Genomic DNA, 17,635 nt, shown 5'->3' with positions numbered 1-17,635 from the left:
CTCTACTTGCGGACACCTCACCCGATGCTCGAACTCGACCAGCTCACCAAATCGTATGGCGGCCGCACCGTGCTGGCCGAACTCTCGCACGTGTTCAAGGCCGGCGAATTCGTCGCGATCATGGGCGAATCGGGCGTCGGCAAGTCGACGCTGCTGAACCTGATTGCGGGCCTCGACACGCCCGACGGCGGGCGCGTGATCATCGACGGCACACCGATCTCGAACCTGGACGACGACGCCGCCACGCGGCTGCGCCGCACCCGCATGGGCTTCATCTTCCAGGCCTTCCACGTTCTGCCGCACCTGACGCTGCGCCAGAACGTCGCGCTGCCGCTGCTGCTGAACAAGGCGCCGCTCGAGCGTGCCGATGCGATGCTCGATGCGGTCGGGCTGCACGGACGCGGTGGCGACTTCCCGCGCCAGCTGTCGGGCGGCGAGATGCAGCGCGTGGCGATTGCGCGCGCGCTGGTGCACCGCCCGGCCCTGCTGCTGGCCGATGAACCAACCGGCAACCTCGACCCCGAAACTGCCGGCAGCATCCTGCAACTCTTACGCGACGAGACGCGCGCGCATGGCGCCGGCGCGATCATGGTTACCCACTCCCACGCCGCGGCCGCCATGGCCGACAAGGTCCTGCTGCTGACCCATTCCGGCCTGAAATTAGCGTAAGTTCCGAGAAGAAACGCTCGAATACGGCGAATTTAGTTAAATGAGCCGAAGCGTGCGCGACGCAATCGTAGTAATATCGCAACGACCTGCCACCAACAGTTATCAGAACAGGCAAGGAATCCAGAACCAGCGGTCTGTCTTGAATCATGTTTTCATCAGGGAGAATCGACATGACCGTACGACAGAAAAAACAGGAATTGCTCGAGGCGATGCAACGCGCACGCGAGCTGGAGCCGTCGAGCTTTGTGCCCAACATGCTGCTCGACACGCTGATCGAGCGCATGCAGCTGAAAAATGACGCGGAGCTGTGCCGCGTGCTGGAAGTGCAACCACCGATCATCAGCAAGATCCGCCATCGCAAGCTCAATGTCGGCGCGACGATCCTGTTGCGCATGCACGAAAAATCGAACATCCCGATCCGCGAGCTCAAGGAACTCAGCAGCGCCTCGGCGCTGCACTGACGGTGCGCGACGCCCTCGCCGTTACGCCTGCGCCGGTGGCCGTCCGGTCTTGAGCTGCGGCAGCGCCGCCAGCACGCCTTGCAAGGTCGCCACGTCGAGCTGGCCCAGCAGGGCCACGCCGATGCGCAGCAATTCGCTCTTCTTGACGTCGACACCGGCGCGCAGGCAAGCCTGTTTTACTTCCAGCAGCACGGCATACTCGTTTTCCGGCATCGTGAAGCTGTCGCGCACCAATGCCGGACGCGCTTCTACTGCGGGCGCACGTTCGATGATCGGCACCATCGGCACCACCGGCGGCTTGGCGGCGGCGCGTGGCGAGGCAGGTTTGCGGGCCGGGCTGCTGGCCAGCGCCTTGGCGGCCGACTTGACCACCGACTTCACGCTGGCTTTTGCGGGGGGCTTGGCAGCCTTGGCGACAGCCTTCACGGGCTTGGCGACCCTGGTGGGTTTCGCGGCCGCAGGCGCGGCGCGGGATGCTGATTTGGCGGCAGGTGTGCGGGGCATGGGCCGCTCCGTCGTTGAGAAGGCAAACAATATAAACGATTTGGCAGTATGCTGTCGGACAGGAATGCACGCTGGGTAAAGACGCCCCGCCGGCAGCCGACGCCAATCCGGGTGACAATAGGGGCTTCATAGAGCGAGGTTTCTGTTTTTCCGAAGTAAAGCTTCGGCAAACTCCTCTTTTGCAGGAGATACACCTGAATTATCCTGCCAAGGCGACGACTCTGCTGTAAACTTGTCGGCGCCGCGAGCTTTGTCTCGCTGGCCCCTGCGCACCCCAGTAATTTATGAACCCGACCCAGGCCAGTATGCGCACCAAGACTCAATGGATCCTGCCGGTGCTGTTTGCCACCGCGCTGGCCCTGCTGCTCCAGCACTTCCTCGGCTCGATCGCGTGGGCCGGCCTCCTGGCCGTGATCACGTGGCCGCTGCACCAGCGCATGCTGCGCCGTGGCTGGCCACCGCTGGCCAGCGCCGCCTTCATGCTGATTCTGCTGATCGTCAGCTTCGTGGGCCCGTCGGTCCTGCTGTTCCATACGCTCAGCAGCGAACTGGCCAGTCTGCAGCGCCTGCTCATCAGCTTTAATCAGACCGGCGTGCCGGTGCCGGCCTGGCTGACGGGCCTGCCGCTGGTGGCCGAACCGGCCGTCACCTGGTGGCTCGAACACCTGGCCGTGCCGGGCGGCCTGAACGCCCTCGTGCGTACCACCCTGGGCGACTTCATGCCGCACCTGACCGATACGGCGCGGGTCTGGGGCTCGACCATCCTGGCCAATGCGCTGTATCTGTTCCTGACGCTCCTGACGCTGTTCGTGCTGTACCTGCACGGCGCGGCCGTGATGCATTACATCGACGGCGCCGGCCAGCGCCTGGCGCCTGTCCAGTATGCCAAGCTGCGCCGCGTGCTGCCGCTGTCGGTGCGCGGCACGGCGCTCGGCCTGGGCTCGATCGCGATCCTGGAAGGCATCGTGCTGGGCGTGGCCTACTGGATCGCCGGCGCTCCGGCCCCGGTGCTGCTGGGCGTGATCACCGGCTACCTGGCGTTGATTCCGGGGGGCGCGCCGCTGTCGTTCACGATGGTCTCCCTGCTGCTGTTCGGCCAGGGCAATTCGGCCGAGGCGCTGGGCCTGTTCACCTGGGGTGCGGTCGAGCTGTTCCTGGTGGATAAATTCATCCGTCCGAAACTGATCGGCAAGCGCGTGAACCTGCCATTCCTGGCAGTGCTGTTCGGCCTGCTGGGCGGCGTGTCGACGCTGGGCGTGATTGGCCTGTTCGTCGGCCCGTTGATGATGGCGATCCTGTTCGGCTGGCTGCGTGACAGCACGCCGGCCGCGCCGCTGGTGCTTACACCGGTGGCGCTGGAACCTTTAAACGATCCCCAGGGGATTCGCTAGCGGCCCTACAGCGGCCCCGGCGCGCTGGCGCAGGTCCCACAGCGCGCCGACGCGCAGGCCGGCAGCCACCGGCGTGACTGCCGCAATCTCGAGTTCGTCCATCAAGCCACACAGCAGCGCCAACCCGCCGGCCAGATGCACGTCCTGACGGCTGGCGATGAAGGCATCGCGCAAACCCGCGAGATCGGCCCGTGTCAGCGGTGCGCCCGCGTTCCCGCCCCGGTGTGCGTGGCCAGCCAGCGCACGCACCGTCCCGCACGCCCCATACGCCATATGCCAACCGCGCGCGCCGAAGCCTGCTTCGGCGAAGCGGCTGCGGCTCGAGCGCACGGCGGCGTCGAAGCCGGCCGCGTCGATCCGCCCGTTCGCGAAGAACGTCAGGCTCTGGCGCACCGCGCCGAGCGCGAACGATTCGATGCGCCGGATCATGGCGCCCTCCCCGATCACCAGCTCCGTCGAGATGCTGCCAATGTCCAGCACGAGCCGCGGCGCAGGGTCGGCTGCGCCCAGGGTGTTGGCCACGCCCAGATAGACCAGGCGCCCGGCTTCGTCGCCCGCGATGAGGTCGACCGGATGACCGAGCGCGCGTCCGGCCGCCGGCAAGAACAAGGAAGCATTGCGCGCCATGCGCAGGGCCGCGGTGGCAACGACGCGCACGGCGTGCGGCTTCCATGCGTCGAGCGCGCTCCGGAACTGCGCCAGGCAGGCCAGGGCACGCCGCAGCGCCGCACTGTCGAGCATGCCGTCTTCGTCGAGCGACGCCGACAGCTCGACCTTCTCGCACATGGTCGCGACGAGCTCGAGCACGCCGTCATTGAACCGGCCGATGTGCAGGCGAAAACTGTCCGAGCCAAGCTCGACAGCGGCATAGATGGGTGATTCCTGATCGATGGTCGGCATGGCTTATGAGCATAAGCGGCCACCGTGACGGGCTCATTACATGAGCCGGCAAGCTCGCCTGCAAGCTCGTCTGGAAGCTAAATATCGGCGACCGCTTCGCTGGCCGGCGTCACGCGGTTGCGGCCCGCTTGCTTGGCGCGCTGCATGGCCTCGTCGGCGCGCTGGAACAGCGACGTCGTGCTGTCTTCGGGCCGGATCGTCGTCACGCCAAAACTGGCCGTGAGCTTGATCATCGCCCGCTCGCTCTTGACCGGCGTCGTGTCGATCGCGGCGCGAATGCGCTCGGCCACCATCACGGCTTCATCGAGGCTGGTGCGCGGCAGCAGGACGGCGAATTCGACGCCCACCACGCGCCCCAGCTGGTCGCTGTCGCGCAGCTGGCGCCGGCACAGCGCGACCATCTGGTGCAGCACGACGTCGCCAGCCGGATGGCCATAGCTGTCGTTAATGCGCTTGAAGCCATCCAGGTCGAACACGATCAGCCCCGTCGGCAGGCCGGGCCGGCGCGCCAGCGCCAGCCAGGGCGCGAGCAGCTGGAAGAAACCACGCCGGTTCGGCGCGTCGGTCAGCGGATCGATGGTTTCGAGCCGCTCGAGCGTGTCCTGCAGGCGTTCCCGGGTCAAGAGCAGCACGCCGAAGGCATTGCCGAGCAGGAGCAGGTACAGGGCGCCGCTGGAGAATTGGCTCAGCAGATCGTTCGAGAGCCAGCCCCAGCCGCGTGGCAACAGCAGCACCGATAATCCACGCGCCGCGACCACCAGCGCCAGCGCCCCTGTGGCCAGCGACAGGAAGCGTTGCAGCAGGCTGGCATCACGCCAGCGCCAGCCAAGCGCCACCGAGCCCGACAGATAGAACGCGCCCAGCAGCAGCGATGCGGCCACGCTGCGCAAGCCTTCTTCGTCGATCAGGTAACACAGGAAGAACACGAGGACCGCCACGCCGCCCAGGATCAGCGTCGGGGTGCGCCAGGCCGGTCGGCGCGCCGCTTCCCACGAGGCGCCCGACTCGATCGCCACGCCGGCAAACAGCAGCGCATAGCCACCGGGAATCGAGATCGGGGCCGGCACCACGCCAGAGTCGCCCAGTGCCAGCAGCAGCCAGGCGCCACCCTGGATCTGTTTCGACAGGCTCCAGAACGTCATCGCAGGGGCGCGCACGGGGCCGTGATTGAAAAAGGTCAGCAGCGCGCACAGGGTCAGGTTGCCCAGCGCGAGCACCAGCACCATCGTCGACGCATCCAGCATAGGCATGTCATTACTCATGTTCGGCGTTCCGGGGTGCCGGCACCAGGCTGGCGGGCCTGGGTGCGGGGTGATTGATTCGCGCCTGGGGGCCGGCAGACGGCGCACGGGCGACTGAGGGCCAGCTTATCAGAAAGAACTACCTTGCAACAAGCCAACAGTACTGTCAGCCAACAAAGCGGTTGACCAGTTCACGCACGGCCAGGCCACCACCGCCGATCAGCACGCCGAAATAGATGATCGTCACGACATTGCTGATGTGGCCCAGCAGGATGCAGACACCGTCGCGCTGCAGCAGGCCGATGGCCAGGAACAGGATCGCCACGGCGGGGAACGTATTGCTGAACGGGATCAGGCCGAACGGCATCATCAGCAGCACGGCGCCCAGGATCAGGGCCGCATTATTAAAGAAGGCCACCGCACCGGCAGCCACCAGCCACTGGATGCGGTTCGGCTTGCTGACACGCTCGAGCTTCTTGAGCCATGAGAGCGCCTTGCGCAGCAGCGGACGCAGCTTGCGCGTGCCGATGACGCGGTGTTCGAGCTTCGATGGAATCCACAGGTCGCGCCCGATCAGGCGGCTGACGCTGATGAGCAGGATCGCGGCGCCAAAGACGGTGCTCACGCCCGGAATCGAAATCGGGATCAGGAACACGAGCGTGAGCAACGCCACCAGGATCAGGAGGCCGTCGTTGCCGACGCTGCGGATCAGTTCACTGAGGGTGATGCCGGTGCGCGGCATCGAGCGGACCAGCGCGCGCAGGCGCTGGGAAACGGGTGGTTCACTGTGCATGATGTGGTCGTGTAGTGCGTCCGGCTGGCCGAACAGGGTGGCTTACTGGCCAACGCAAATGATTCGGGTCTCGTACTCGGCCGCTTTGTCTTTCTTGGTCGTGGCCCAGGCAATGACTTCGTCCGCTTGCGCGATCGTCATGATCGTCGCCTTCTCCTTGTTCTTGATGAAGGAGACGCCCTCGAACTTGCCTTCCTTGCTGCGCATGACCTTCGCGAAGACGGGTGGTTTCTTGCCGTCGTCCGACCGTTTGTCCTGGCGGACGAGATAACGCTGCTCTGCTGGTTCCATAAAATAATCCGTGCTTGATCGATCAAACCGCTATTTTACGGTGCGCGGATTGCGGACACGTGAAAAGTTCACCGTCCCACGACGCCGATCACTTGCACCAGCACGATCTTGAGCACCGTCATCGACGGGAAAATCATCGCGTATCCGATGTCGGGGCGGTCCGTTGGCGCAATCCGGTTGGCAAACGCGAGGATGGCGGGATTGCCCGTGGTGCCGGCCACGATGCCGACGACGCTGTCGAACGGCAGGCGAAACACGAACAAGGCAATGACCATCGTCACGATGACGAGCGTGGCTGCGATCGCACTGCCCAGCAGCAGGTACAGCAAGCCATCGTTGGCGATCGCCGCGGCAAACGTCGCGCCCGACGAAATGCCCACGACCGCGAGGAACAGTGTCAGACCGAAATTACGCACGACCAGGTTGGCCGGGATCGGCATCGCCCACTGGAACATCCCGCTGCGACGACGCCAGCCAAGCACCAGCGCCACCAGCAGCAGCCCCGCAAACCCGAACGAGAACTGCCCAATCAGCGGCAACGGCCAGACGATCACACCGAACGCCAGCCCGAGCGTCACGCCAACGCCGATCCCGATATAGCTCACCTCCCCCGTGCTGCGCACCGAATCGCCGAACAGTTTGCGCAGCGCCGGGAAGCTGCTGCGCGGCGCGAGCACGCCGACGCGGTCACCCATTTCGAGCAGCCGCCCCGGGTTCAAGACCAGGTCGGCATCCCCACGCCGCAGGTGCAGAACGCGGGCATTGAGTCCGGCCGGCAGCGCCAGCGCGCTCAGTGGCAAGCCGGCCATGCTGGCAGTGGAAATGAAGAAACGGTCATAATCCAGGTCGCTGCGGTCGTGCAGCATGCCGCCCGGATGCGCCGGGCCAAAGCGCGTGGCCACCTCATGCAGCACGGCCTGGTCATTGCCGGCAACGAGCAAACGATCGCCCGGTTCGATACGCATGGCGTTATCGGCCACCAGATTGTGCTCGCCACGCCGCAGTGCAACGATGGCTACGCCGTCGGGCAAGCGCGCTGCGGCTTCAAGCAGGGTCATGCCGAGCACCGAAAATTCGGCCACGTCGATTTCTTCCAGGTGCAGCGCGGACGATGCTGGCGCGGCGGTTTTAGGCTTGAACACGGCGTTGTACAGCCCGAGCAGCAGGATGGGCACGGCCACGCCGACCGGGTAGGCGACCGAATACCCGGTCGCGGCGGACGTGCCGAACACGGCCAGCGCCGCCTGCAGAGCCGCCGTGCTGGTGCCAGCGCCCGCGAAGGCGCCCAGCGCTTCGGGCAAGGCAAAGACGGGGAACAACCATGCCACGCCGACGGCCAGCGCCAGCGCCGTGATGACGGCCAGCAGCGCCGCCAGATTGGCCTTGATGCCGTCGGGCGTCGTCAAGCCGCGAAAGAACTGGGCGCCATAGGCGATGCCGACGCCATACAGGAACAGCAGCAGGCCCAGGTTGCCGAGCATGCCGGGCAAGACGAGGTCAGGCACGGCCGCGCCAACGGCCAGGCCGACGAACAATACCGCGCCGGAACCGAGTGACAAACCTTTCACGCTGACCGCCCCCAGCAAGTAGCCCGCAGCGATGGTAAAGAACAGCGCAAACATCGGCTGGTGGCTGAAGAACGTGGTGATGGCGGTCATCGGCTTTGCCTGGTTGCATGTGTGTGATGCAGTCTACGGCATGGGGAGGTGGTTGCCTGGTGTTAATGCGATATAAACCCAGGACTTCACGGCGATGATCGGCGCGGCGCTGAAGCATGGCCGCGTCGACAGGCCGGGTACAGACTTACGCTTGACGCTCGCCGCACTCGGTACAAAACTTTGTGCCCGGCTGTAGCGTCGTCGAACAGGCGCGACAAGCAACCTGCTGGGCAGTCCGGTGGCCGCACTCCGGGCAGAACTTCGCGCCATGGGTTTCGGCCCGGCATCGCGTACACACCAGCTGCATGTTCTGCGTGACGTCCAGGCGCCCACCGCGCGTCTGGCCTTCGGCGTTTGCCTTTTCGGACGCGGCCGACACCTCGCCCTGGGCGCGTGCCTGCGTGATCTTCACCTTCACATTGGGTGCGCAGTTGAAGCAAAGGCCGTTCGCGTTGTCGAAGCACTGGTTGCAGACGTAGTCGTGACAGTTTCCGCACCGGTTGAAGTGCGTCTTGCCAGCGGCTAGTGCCTCAGTAAAGGCTTCGTCGCGTGCCGAATGCCAGCCCGCCTGGGCCATGCTGTCGATTACACTACCTGCATTACCGAGCAGGCCACCGAACATGCTTGCCCCCTTTTGCAGCCAGCCCGAGGCCTGGGCGCTGCGGTACGGTTTGAAGTGCGTGCGCCAGCGGTCACTGCAGCGCTCGCAGGAGAATTCGAACTGGAACCCTGCATCGACGCCTGTCGAGTTGCTCAGATCATGATAATTGTTAGCAAACTGCATTTCGGACATAGGCTGCCATTCCCAGGGTTATAAGATGTAGAGTTTATCTGGACTGAGGAAGCGCAATCTCACGCAAACTCACGCCAAGCGCTTTTGGACAATCGATTTGCTGGCTGCTTCATTAACTATCGACGCCTTTCGTGAAGCCGGCGAACCATCGCATCGACACTATGCGTCGTTGTCGCAGAACCGGTCACGTCCTGCTGACTTCGCCTGATAAAGACGGCGATCAATCCGGTCGAGGAACACCTTGGCGTCATCTTGGGCACCTGGAACGATCGTGCCGATGCCCATGCTCACGGTCACGAGCCGGCCGACGCCAGAGCAGGCGTGCAAAATCTCTTGCGCCGCCAGCAGCTCACGGCAGCGTTCAGCCTTGCTCCACGCCGCCTCCCGGTCTGTGCCAGGCAACAGCAAGACGAATTCCTCGCCACCAAGCCGGGCGCACAGCTCGTCCGGATCGGCTGCTGCTGCGTTGAGCACGTGGGCCACGCGTCGCAGGCACTCGTCACCCTGCACGTGACCATAGTGATCGTTGTACTGCTTGAAGTGATCGATATCGATGATCACAAGAGACAGCGGGTGACCGCTATCGCGCGCTTTGACCCATTCCGCAGGATAGACAGTGTCGAACATGCGTCTGTTGGCAACACCCGTGAGGCTGTCGCGGTACGACAGAAGCTCGAGTTCGCGCTGCAACTGAACGATCTTGTCTTCGGCCTCTTTTCGCGCCGAGATGTCAAACATGAAGCCGACCAACGACTCCACACTGCCGTCAGGGCGACGCACGACGTGAACCACATCCCGGATCCAGACATGGTGGCCCTGGCGCGTGATGGCGCGGTAGTCAGCCTCGTGGTCAACGCCTTTTTGCGACTGCGCCACACAGAATTCGACCGTCTTCTGACGATCTTCCTCATGAATGCGCTCGGCCCAATCGTTCACAGTGAGCCAGCTTGCCTGGCTCCATCCCAGCAGTTCTTCGATCTGCGGACCAATGTAGGTAAACCGCATCGTCGCCCAGTCTATTCGCCACGGAATTGCCTTGGTGGATTCCAATAGCGTCCGGTACACGCCGGGGTCTTCGCAAATCACCGACGGAGGAATTACGGGTGGCAAAGTCATAAACGAGTGGGCTTAAATGAATGGATATCCTTGAAGGTGCCCGTTTCTGACCTGCACGAGGCCCTCATGCCAGCATGATAGGTTGCCGTTATGAAAAAGTCACGTACTGTCAATACTGCGAGCTGCTGGATAGACGCAACCCTTCAGCTGCCGATGACAGACGTGATGGTGGACCGTAGAGTGGGGTGACGGCGCTGCGCACGCATCACTGCCGGAATCGTACTCAGGGGTATGGATCCGTGAATGAGGATCAACCACCACAGACTCTGTGTCCAGGCATACGCAATGGTAAAAAAGAACGCCGAGATGATCGAGCCTATAAGCTGCTTCGGATTTTCATAGCCATGCCCGAGACCGTAGGCAAGCGCGGATGCAGCAATCGCCAACGGCAGGCCAATGACAGGCGTTAGCACCAGCAGCAAGAACCCGCGATAAAGCACTTCCCACCCGCCCGTCACGATCAGCATACTCGCGGCGAATGCGAACGCTTCAGCCAGGTTACGCGGCCATATGGACGACGACGCCAGCATCTTGCGTTCGTCCTCCGCACGCGCGTGCGGTGCTTTACGACGTTCGATCACGCTGCCGATCGCCCACAAGCCGCATAGCAGCAGGACTGCACACCCGAGGCCCCACGCGCCGGCGCTCGACAGCGGCATGTCGAAACCGAGCTGGTCCAACGTGTACCCTGCCGTCCTACGGTTCCCGTAACAACTTGAACTGCCTGGCCTGCCGGTGATACGTATCCACCGACTGCTTGACATACCGCGTGAGCGCATCCCCCGTCAGCGCGAACGGATACAACCCGGCCTGCGTGCGCATCTCCGCAAATGCAGGCGAACTTTCGACCCCATCGAATGCCTTCACCCAGCGCCGGTAATCCGCCTCGCGCACGTCCGGCCCCATCCAGACGCCGCGAATCACCGGCCAGACCACGTCATATCCCTGCTCGCGCGCCGTGCGCACGCCGGCCAGCGCGCCCGGCAGGCGCTGTTCTGACAGCACTGCCAGCACACGTACATTGCCGGCTCTGGCTGCCAGCAGCGCTTCGGACGTGTCACCCGACACCGCCTGTACATGCCCTGCCCCCATCGCGATGAATTGCTCGCCGCCGCCTTCAAGGGCAACAAAGCGCAGCTTGCGCGGGTCCACGCCGGCCATGCGCGCGAGCAGCGCCATCTTGATCCAGTCCTGGCTGCCGACCGTGCCGGACATGCCGATCAGGACCTGCTTCGGATTGCGCTTGATCGCGCCCAGCAGGTCGGACAGTGTCTTGTAGGGGGAATCGGCGCGCACGGCGACCATGCCATAGTCGGCGCCGAAGGCCGCGACCCAGCGCACGTCGTCGACGTCGGCCTTGCCGAATTTGCCCAGCGCGAGATTTAGGACCGAACCGCCTGAAAACGTGACGAGCGTATTGGCTTCGCTGCGGCGCTGCGAGACGACCGAGTGCCAGGCCACGGCGCCCACGCCGCCCGGCAGGTAGCTGAGCATGAGTTCAGGGGCTCCCGGTTGATCGTGCAGCGCTTTTTGCGCCAGCTTGCAGGTGAGGTCCATGCCACCGCCGGGTTTCGACGGGATCAGGCATTCGGCGGCGCCGGCGTGCGGCAGGCCGCCGAGCGCCAGCATGGTCAACAGGAGGACGTGCGAGGTTTTCATGGCGTCCATGATACCGCCGCACGGTGCCGCGTGGCGGTACTAGAAGCGGTGCTGCATGCCTGCGGTGATGCCGCTCTGGGTCGACCCGAAGCCCGGATCGTCGCGCGACAGGCCGATCAGCTGGCCGTTGTCCGCCTTCGCGTGCGCCAGTGACAGGTACAGGTCCGTGCGCTTGGACAGCGCCAGCATGGCGCGCGCGACAAACATCGTCGGGTCGGCGTCCAGATTCGAAGGCAGGTTCTTCGTGTTGATGTGATACACCGCGCCCGTCAGCGTGACCGCGTCGATCGTGCGCGTGATGCCGCCCCAGTAGGTGTCGCCGCGCAGGTCGGCCAGGTTGGTCCGGCCCTGGGCCAGCTTGTAGCCACGCTTGCCGGCCGTGTAGCGCCACGGGCCGCTGCGGTAGTCGACGGCCACGTGGTACGCCGTCGTTTCGTCCAATCCATTCGTGGCGACGCCCTCGATCGGCGTGCCGTCGATCCGCTCCCACGACGCCATCACGCCCAGGCCATCACCGAACCACGAGCCGCCCAGCGCCAGCTTGCGGCCTTCGCGCGAGCTGCCCGACCGTTCGCCCAGGCCGACCGTGGCGCCGTACGTGAACCCGCCCGTGCGCCCCGTGTACTTGATCAGGTTATCGAACTGGGTCGTCATGCCGTAGCGCGATGGCCGGGTGGCGCTGCCGCCCGTGGCCCACGAGTAGTTCGGCGCAAAGCCGAGCGGATCGAACTTGATCACCAGTTCGTACACGGTGGTAAACGAGCGGCCGATGACGATCCGGCCCAGGTCGTTCTCCAGTCCCACGTAGGCCTGGCGCTTGAAGATCGCGCCGTCGCTGGCGCCCGTGTTGAGCAGGATGCCGCCTTCGAGGTTAAAGACGGCTTTCAGGCCGCCGCCCAGGTCTTCGCTGCCACGAAAGCCCCAGCGCGACGTGTTCTTGCCGCCCGAGATGACGCGCACTGCGTTGCCGCCGTCTTCGCCGGCATGGTTGACGAATTCCGCGCCAGCGTCGATTAGGCCATAGACCTGGACGTTGCTCTGGGCGAGGACGGGTGCGGAAAGGGACAGCGCTGCCAGGACGGCAAGCGCGAGGGCCGATTGTTTCATGTGTCTCCGAACGTTGTTATGGGTATCTGCTACAGCTGGGTCGCTGCTTGTGGGCCGACTATAGGGGCGCGAGCCTTTCAGTTCGCTTTCAGTGGCGCTTTTCCGAAAACCCGCTTTGCGTTTACACTGGCGCGATGAGAATCCTGCTCGTTGAAGACCATGTCGAACTGTCCCACTGGGTGTCCAAGGCCCTGCGCGACGCCAAGCTGACCGTCGAATGCGCCGCCACCGGTGCCGACGCCGACGCCCTGCTCCACACCCAGGACTACGCCCTGGTGATCCTGGACCTGACGCTGCCCAAGATGGACGGCCTGGACGTGCTGCGCCGGCTGCGTGCGCGCGGCGGCGCGCGGGGCGGCACGCCGGTGCTGATCCTGACCGCGCGCGGTGGCCTCGAAGACCGCGTGCAGGGCCTGAACCTGGGCGCCGACGACTACCTGCCCAAGCCGTTCGAGCTGGCCGAACTCGAAGCGCGCGTCAAAGCGCTGCTGCGCCGCCGCAGTGGCAACGAAGCACTGGTACACGAATGCGGTGGCCTGCGCTTCGACACGGTATCGCGCATGTTTACCATTTGCGGCGAAGCGCTCGCACTCACGCCGCGCGAACACGCCGTGCTCGAAGCGCTGATTGCGCGACCGGGCCGCGCGCTGTCGAAAGAAAAGCTGTTTGACGAAGTGTTCGCGCTGGCCGACGACGTCAACCTCGACGCCATCGAGCTGTATATCCACCGCATCCGCAAGAAGCTCGACAAGTTTCCGGATGCCCGCGCGATGATCGTCACGCTGCGGGGCATCGGCTACCTGATGCAAGAGCGGCCCGATTGAGCGGCCGCCCGCGATGACCCTGCGCGCATCCCTGCTCCAGATCACCGCCGGACGGCCATTGGGCAGCCTGCGCGGGCAGCTGCTGCGCTGGCTGATCCTGCCGCTGGTGCTGCTCGTCGCGCTCAATGCGGTGTCGCTGTACCGCGATGCCCTCGAGGCGGCCGATGTCGCCTACGACCGCTCGCTACTCTCGTCCACGCGCGCGCTGGCCGAGCGGGTCTCGGTCCAGGATGGCAAGGTCGTCGCCAACGTGCCCTATGTGGCGCTCGACAGCTTTGAAACCGACACGCTGGGCCGCATCTATTACAAGGTCACGGGCCTGCAGGGCGAAACCGTGTCGGGCTACGACGACCTCCCGCCCGTGCCGAAGAACGTGCCGCGCACCGACCTGTATCCGGCGCTGGTGCGGTTCTACCACGCCACCTACAACGGCGAGCGCGTGCGCATCGCGGCGCTGCTGCAGCCGGTCTACGACGATTCGATGCGCGGCATCGCGCTGATCCAGGTGGGCGAAACGCTCGACGCGCGCCAGGCGCTGTCGCGCGACATCCTGTTCAGTACCCTGCTGCGCCAGGCGCTGCTCGTGCTGGCGGTTGCGGCGATGGTGTGGTTTGCCGTGCGCCTCGTGCTGCGGCCCCTGATGCTCCTGAAGAACGAGGTGGAAACACGCGCGCTGTCCGACCTGTCGAATATCGACCCGGCGCTCGTGCACAAGGAAGTGCGCCCGCTGGTGGCGGCGATGAATGGCGCGATGGCGCGCACGCAGGACCTCATCGCCAGCCAGCGCCGCTTCATCGCCGATGCCTCGCACCAGTTGCGCACCCCGCTGGCGGTGCTCAAGACGCAAGCCGAACTGGCCCTGCGCGAAAACGATCCGGCCGCGATGCGCGCCATTGTCAGTTCGATTGCCGGCACCACCGATGGCGCAATCCACCTGGCCAACCGCCTGCTGACGCTCGCGCGCATCGAGCATGGCAGCGGCAGCACGCCCAACGCGCCGGTCTCGCTGGCAGAGGTGGCGCGCCAGGTCGGACTGGAACTGGCGCTGCCGGCCGTACAGAAAGGGATCGACCTGGCGCTCGAAGCCGATGCCGACGACCTCACCACGGTCCCCGGCCAGGGGTTGCTGCTGCACGAAATGGTGTCGAACCTGGTCGACAATGCGATCCGCTATACGCCCGTCGGCGGCAGCGTGCTGCTGCAGGTCAGGCGCGAAGGCAACGGTGTCACGCTCGCCGTCAGCGACAGCGGGCCCGGCATCGCAGCAGGCGATGTCGACAAAGTGTTCATGCCGTTCTACCGCGCCCAGGCGACGCTCGAAGCCAATCCGGGCGGCACCGGACTGGGACTGGCCATCGTGCGCGATATCGCCAACCTGCATGGCGCCGGCATCACGCTGGGCCAATCCGACAATGGCCATGGCTTGAGCGTGCGCGTGATATTTCCCGCACCGGCAATCGTTGAAGCGTCAAGTGCACTGAAAGCCAATTGAAAGGCACGCACGCCTATAGTTGGTGCAAACAGCAGCACACCAACGACAACGATCGGAGACACCATGCACTTCCCTGCCCCCGCGCACGCCGCCCTGGCTGCGCTTTCCCCCGTTTGATCCGCGCCTGACAAAAACGGCGCGCGATCGACCGTGCATCGGTCTGCATGAAGCAGCCGTGCACCACAACCCCACGCGCCACCTGCACTAACACCACGGGCCCCAGCGGCCCACACACCGCGTGCGGCAAGCGCACCGGCAAGGAGAATGATGATGATGTTGACCATCCTGGCGTATTCCATGGTCGTCGTGTTCATGTACCTGATCATGACCAAGCGCCTGCCGGCGCTCGTGGCCCTGATCGTGGTGCCTATCGGCTTTGGCGTGATCGGCGGCTTCGGCCCGCAACTCGGCCCGATGATGCTCGACGGTATCCGCAACCTGGCCCCGACCGGCGTCATGCTGATGTTCGCCATCCTGTACTTCGGCATCATGATCGATTCGGGCCTGTTCGACCCGGTCGTGCGCCTGATCCTGAAAATCGTCGGCGGTGACCCGTTCAAGATCGTCGTGGGCACTGCCGTGCTGGCGATGTTCATCTCGCTCGACGGCGATGGCGCCACGACCTACATGATCACCGTTGCTGCCATGCTGCCGCTGTATGTGCGCCTTGGCATGAGCCGCCTGGTGCTGGCCTGCGTCATCATGCTGGCTGGCGGCGTCTTCAACATCCTGCCATGGGGCGGCCCGACGGCGCGCGCCGCCACCGCCCTGGGCGTGGACGTCAGCGACATCTTCGTGCCGATGATCCTGCCGATGGCCGTTACCTCCCTCTGGGTCGTGTTCGTGGCCTGCGTGCTGGGCATGAAGGAGCGCAAGCGCCTGGGCATCATGACGCTGCCGACGCAGGCTGAAAAAGCCGAAAAAGCTGCCCAGGCAGCGCAGAATGTCGCCGTCCTGCAGCCGGCCGTGGCCGCTGAAATGAATGGCACCACCGGCCACTGGAGCCCGAGCGCCGTTGCCGCAGCGCGCGATGGCAATGTGCACCAGCTGGCGGGCGGCCGGGTCGAATCGACGGTGACGTCGTCGGCCGAACCGGCGCTGGCCGCTGGCGGCGGTAACGGTGGTGGCGATGACAACGATGTCTCGAACGCCGCGATCAAGCGCCCACGGCTGATCTGGATCAATTTCGCGATGACGACCCTGTTGATGGTGTTCCTGATCAAGGGCGTGCTGCCACTTCCAGTGCTGTTCATGATCTTCTTCGCCGTCGCGATCATGATCAACTACCCTGGCCTCGAAGAGCAGAAGGAACGCATTGCGCACCATGCCGCAAACGTGCTGCCGGTGGTGTCGCTGATCTTTGCCGCCGGTATCTTCGTCGGCATCCTGCAAGGCACCAAGATGGTCGATGCGATTGCGCTGTCCGTCATCGCCGGCGTGCCCGACTGGATGGGTCCCTACCTGGCGGTGGTCACGGGTCTGCTCAGCATCCCGTTCACGTTCTTCATCTCGAACGACGCGTTCTACTTCGGCATCGTGCCGGTGCTGGCCAAGGCGGCCGAAGTGTATGGCATCACGGCGGCAGAAATCGGTCGCGCCTCGGTGATCGGCCAGCCGGTGCACCTGCTCAGCCCACTGGTCGCCTCGACCTATCTGCTGGTCGGCATGTGCAAGGTGGAATTTGGCGACCACCAGCGCTTCACGCTGATCTGGTCGATCTCGGCGGCACTGGTCATGCTGGTAGCAGCACTGGTGTTCGGCGTGGTCCCGTTGATGGGCAGTGCTGCGTAATCCGACGGGGCGCGGCGGCATATACTTACCGGATGCCCGCGCCCCACGATCTTCCTGAACCACCTGCCGTCGCCGCGCCCCTGGTCGTGAGCGACGGCAAGCGCCGCACCCTCGCATTCACACTCGACGACGTGCAAAGCGAGATGCTGCTGGCGCGGCCCGATGCCCTCGTCCTCGATTACACCCGCGCCATGATGTGCTTTGCGCTGTTCGCGCCACGCCCGCGCCACATCGTGATGGTGGGCCTGGGCGGCGGCTCACTCGCCAAGTTCTGCTACCGCCACTTTCCCCAGGCCCGCATCACGGTGCTCGAGATCCGCGCCGACGTGATCGCGCTGCGCGACGTGTTCTGCCTGCCACCGGACGATGCGCGCCTGCGGGTGCTGCATTGCGACGCGGCCGATTATCTGGCGCGCACACCCGGGGACGCCGATGTGTTGCTGGTCGATGGCTTCGACCGGGGCGGCTTGCCGCCGGCGTTGGCCAGCAGCGCGTTCTACGCCGCCGGCCGCCGCGCGCTGCGGCCCGGCGGGGTACTGGTGGCCAATATCTTCACCTACGATCCCGATTATGTGTCTTTCTTACAACGGCTGCGGGATGCCTTCGACGGGCGCGTGATCTGGTTCCGGCACATCGCCGGCAACAACCGGATCCTGTTCGCCGTGCGCCCCGGCACATCGCCTTTACGCGCAGAACGCCTGCTGGGACGCCTCGCACGGCGCGGCCGGGACCGCAGCGGCATCGGCTTCGGCTGGGCCAACCGGCTGCTCGCGCGCGGCGTGGTGGCCTGGCTGGCGCGGCGCCGGGGCTAGCACGGTTTTACCCACGACGGGCAGATTGTCCCTCACAATACGATAAGTTTGCGGCGCCAGCCTCTTGTATGACACACTGGCGCGCATTCATGCTCGTCGGCAAGAACCGTCTGCCACCTGCGCTTCTGACTCA

18 protein-coding genes are annotated in these 17,635 nt (G+C 64.8%); 7 read left to right on the top strand and 11 right to left on the bottom strand.

Annotation, left to right across the window (positions count from 1 at the left end):
- The first annotated feature begins 24 nt into the window (after positions 1 to 24).
- Together HD842_RS03510 and HD842_RS03505 are read left to right on the top strand one after the other, a co-directional pair.
- Positions 25 to 669, top strand: coding sequence for an ABC transporter ATP-binding protein (locus HD842_RS03510; protein ID WP_183551018.1), 645 nt, complete (start codon positions 25 to 27; stop codon positions 667 to 669).
- Between the two features lie 170 nt (positions 670 to 839).
- Positions 840 to 1,130 carry a hypothetical protein gene (locus HD842_RS03505; RefSeq protein WP_183551015.1) on the top strand — a complete coding sequence of 97 codons (291 nt, stop codon included), beginning with the start codon at positions 840 to 842 and terminating at the stop codon, positions 1,128 to 1,130.
- Positions 1,131 to 1,151: 21 nt separating this feature from the next.
- On the opposite strand, the gene HD842_RS03500 is transcribed toward HD842_RS03505, so the two are convergent.
- Entirely contained in the window at positions 1,152 to 1,634 is a 483-nt protein-coding gene (locus HD842_RS03500; protein WP_183551012.1) for a hypothetical protein, read from the bottom strand.
- A gap of 305 nt (positions 1,635 to 1,939) precedes the next feature.
- Between HD842_RS03500 and HD842_RS03495 the strand changes: the two genes are divergently transcribed.
- Complete coding sequence (locus HD842_RS03495; RefSeq protein WP_229424579.1) at positions 1,940 to 3,025, top strand: AI-2E family transporter; 1,086 nt, start codon at positions 1,940 to 1,942, stop codon at positions 3,023 to 3,025.
- Here the strand turns inward: HD842_RS03495 and HD842_RS03490 are convergent.
- The 10 genes from HD842_RS03490 to HD842_RS03445 form a co-directional block, all read right to left on the bottom strand.
- Positions 2,999 to 3,925 (bottom strand): Ppx/GppA phosphatase family protein, encoded by a 927-nt coding sequence (locus tag HD842_RS03490; RefSeq protein WP_183551009.1) that lies wholly within the window; start codon positions 3,923 to 3,925, stop codon positions 2,999 to 3,001. The genes HD842_RS03495 and HD842_RS03490 overlap by 27 nt on opposite strands.
- Positions 3,926 to 4,002: 77 nt before the next feature.
- The gene (locus HD842_RS03485; RefSeq protein WP_183551006.1) at positions 4,003 to 5,175 is read right to left on the bottom strand and encodes a GGDEF domain-containing protein; all 1,173 of its coding nucleotides are present in this window, start codon (positions 5,173 to 5,175) and stop codon (positions 4,003 to 4,005) included.
- A 157-nt stretch (positions 5,176 to 5,332) separates the two neighbouring features.
- A complete protein-coding gene (locus tag HD842_RS03480; protein WP_183551003.1) occupies positions 5,333 to 5,959 on the bottom strand; it encodes an exopolysaccharide biosynthesis protein in 627 nt (208 codons plus the stop codon).
- A 42-nt stretch (positions 5,960 to 6,001) separates the two neighbouring features.
- Positions 6,002 to 6,250 (bottom strand): hypothetical protein, encoded by a 249-nt coding sequence (locus HD842_RS03475; protein ID WP_183551000.1) that lies wholly within the window; start codon positions 6,248 to 6,250, stop codon positions 6,002 to 6,004.
- Positions 6,251 to 6,318: 68 nt separating this feature from the next.
- Complete coding sequence (locus HD842_RS03470; RefSeq protein WP_183550997.1) at positions 6,319 to 7,908, bottom strand: TrkA C-terminal domain-containing protein; 1,590 nt, start codon at positions 7,906 to 7,908, stop codon at positions 6,319 to 6,321.
- Positions 7,909 to 8,053: 145 nt separating this feature from the next.
- A complete protein-coding gene (locus tag HD842_RS03465) occupies positions 8,054 to 8,701 on the bottom strand; it encodes a double zinc ribbon domain-containing protein (RefSeq protein WP_183550994.1) in 648 nt (215 codons plus the stop codon).
- A 159-nt stretch (positions 8,702 to 8,860) separates the two neighbouring features.
- A complete protein-coding gene (locus tag HD842_RS03460) occupies positions 8,861 to 9,817 on the bottom strand; it encodes a GGDEF domain-containing protein (RefSeq protein WP_183550991.1) in 957 nt (318 codons plus the stop codon).
- 143 nt (positions 9,818 to 9,960) lie between these two features.
- Entirely contained in the window at positions 9,961 to 10,497 is a 537-nt protein-coding gene (locus tag HD842_RS03455) for a CPBP family intramembrane glutamic endopeptidase (protein ID WP_183550988.1), read from the bottom strand.
- Between the two features lie 16 nt (positions 10,498 to 10,513).
- Entirely contained in the window at positions 10,514 to 11,485 is a 972-nt protein-coding gene (locus HD842_RS03450; RefSeq protein WP_221290110.1) for a tripartite tricarboxylate transporter substrate binding protein, read from the bottom strand.
- Positions 11,486 to 11,515: 30 nt separating this feature from the next.
- Positions 11,516 to 12,583: a porin gene (locus tag HD842_RS03445; RefSeq protein ID WP_183550985.1), complete on the bottom strand. Its 1,068-nt coding sequence runs from the start codon at positions 12,581 to 12,583 to the stop codon at positions 11,516 to 11,518.
- Between the two features lie 134 nt (positions 12,584 to 12,717).
- Between HD842_RS03445 and HD842_RS03440 the strand changes: the two genes are divergently transcribed.
- The 4 genes from HD842_RS03440 (at position 12,718) to HD842_RS03425 (ending at position 17,502) form a co-directional block, all read left to right on the top strand.
- Positions 12,718 to 13,407, top strand: coding sequence for a response regulator (locus HD842_RS03440; protein WP_183550982.1), 690 nt, complete (start codon positions 12,718 to 12,720; stop codon positions 13,405 to 13,407).
- A 13-nt stretch (positions 13,408 to 13,420) separates the two neighbouring features.
- A complete protein-coding gene (locus HD842_RS03435; RefSeq protein WP_183550978.1) occupies positions 13,421 to 14,899 on the top strand; it encodes a sensor histidine kinase in 1,479 nt (492 codons plus the stop codon).
- Between the two features lie 273 nt (positions 14,900 to 15,172).
- On the top strand, positions 15,173 to 16,690 hold the full coding sequence (locus HD842_RS03430; RefSeq protein WP_183553570.1) for a CitMHS family transporter: 1,518 nt from the start codon (positions 15,173 to 15,175) through the stop codon (positions 16,688 to 16,690).
- A 32-nt stretch (positions 16,691 to 16,722) separates the two neighbouring features.
- Positions 16,723 to 17,502, top strand: coding sequence for a fused MFS/spermidine synthase (locus HD842_RS03425; protein WP_183550975.1), 780 nt, complete (start codon positions 16,723 to 16,725; stop codon positions 17,500 to 17,502).
- Positions 17,503 to 17,635 lie beyond the last annotated feature (133 nt).

The sequence above is a fragment of the Massilia aurea genome (assembly GCF_014200505.1).
Lineage (GTDB): Bacteria > Pseudomonadota > Gammaproteobacteria > Burkholderiales > Burkholderiaceae_D > Telluria > Telluria aurea_B.
The sequence above is the reverse complement of the archived record's forward strand: the minus strand, read 5'-3'. Positions and strand labels throughout refer to the sequence as shown.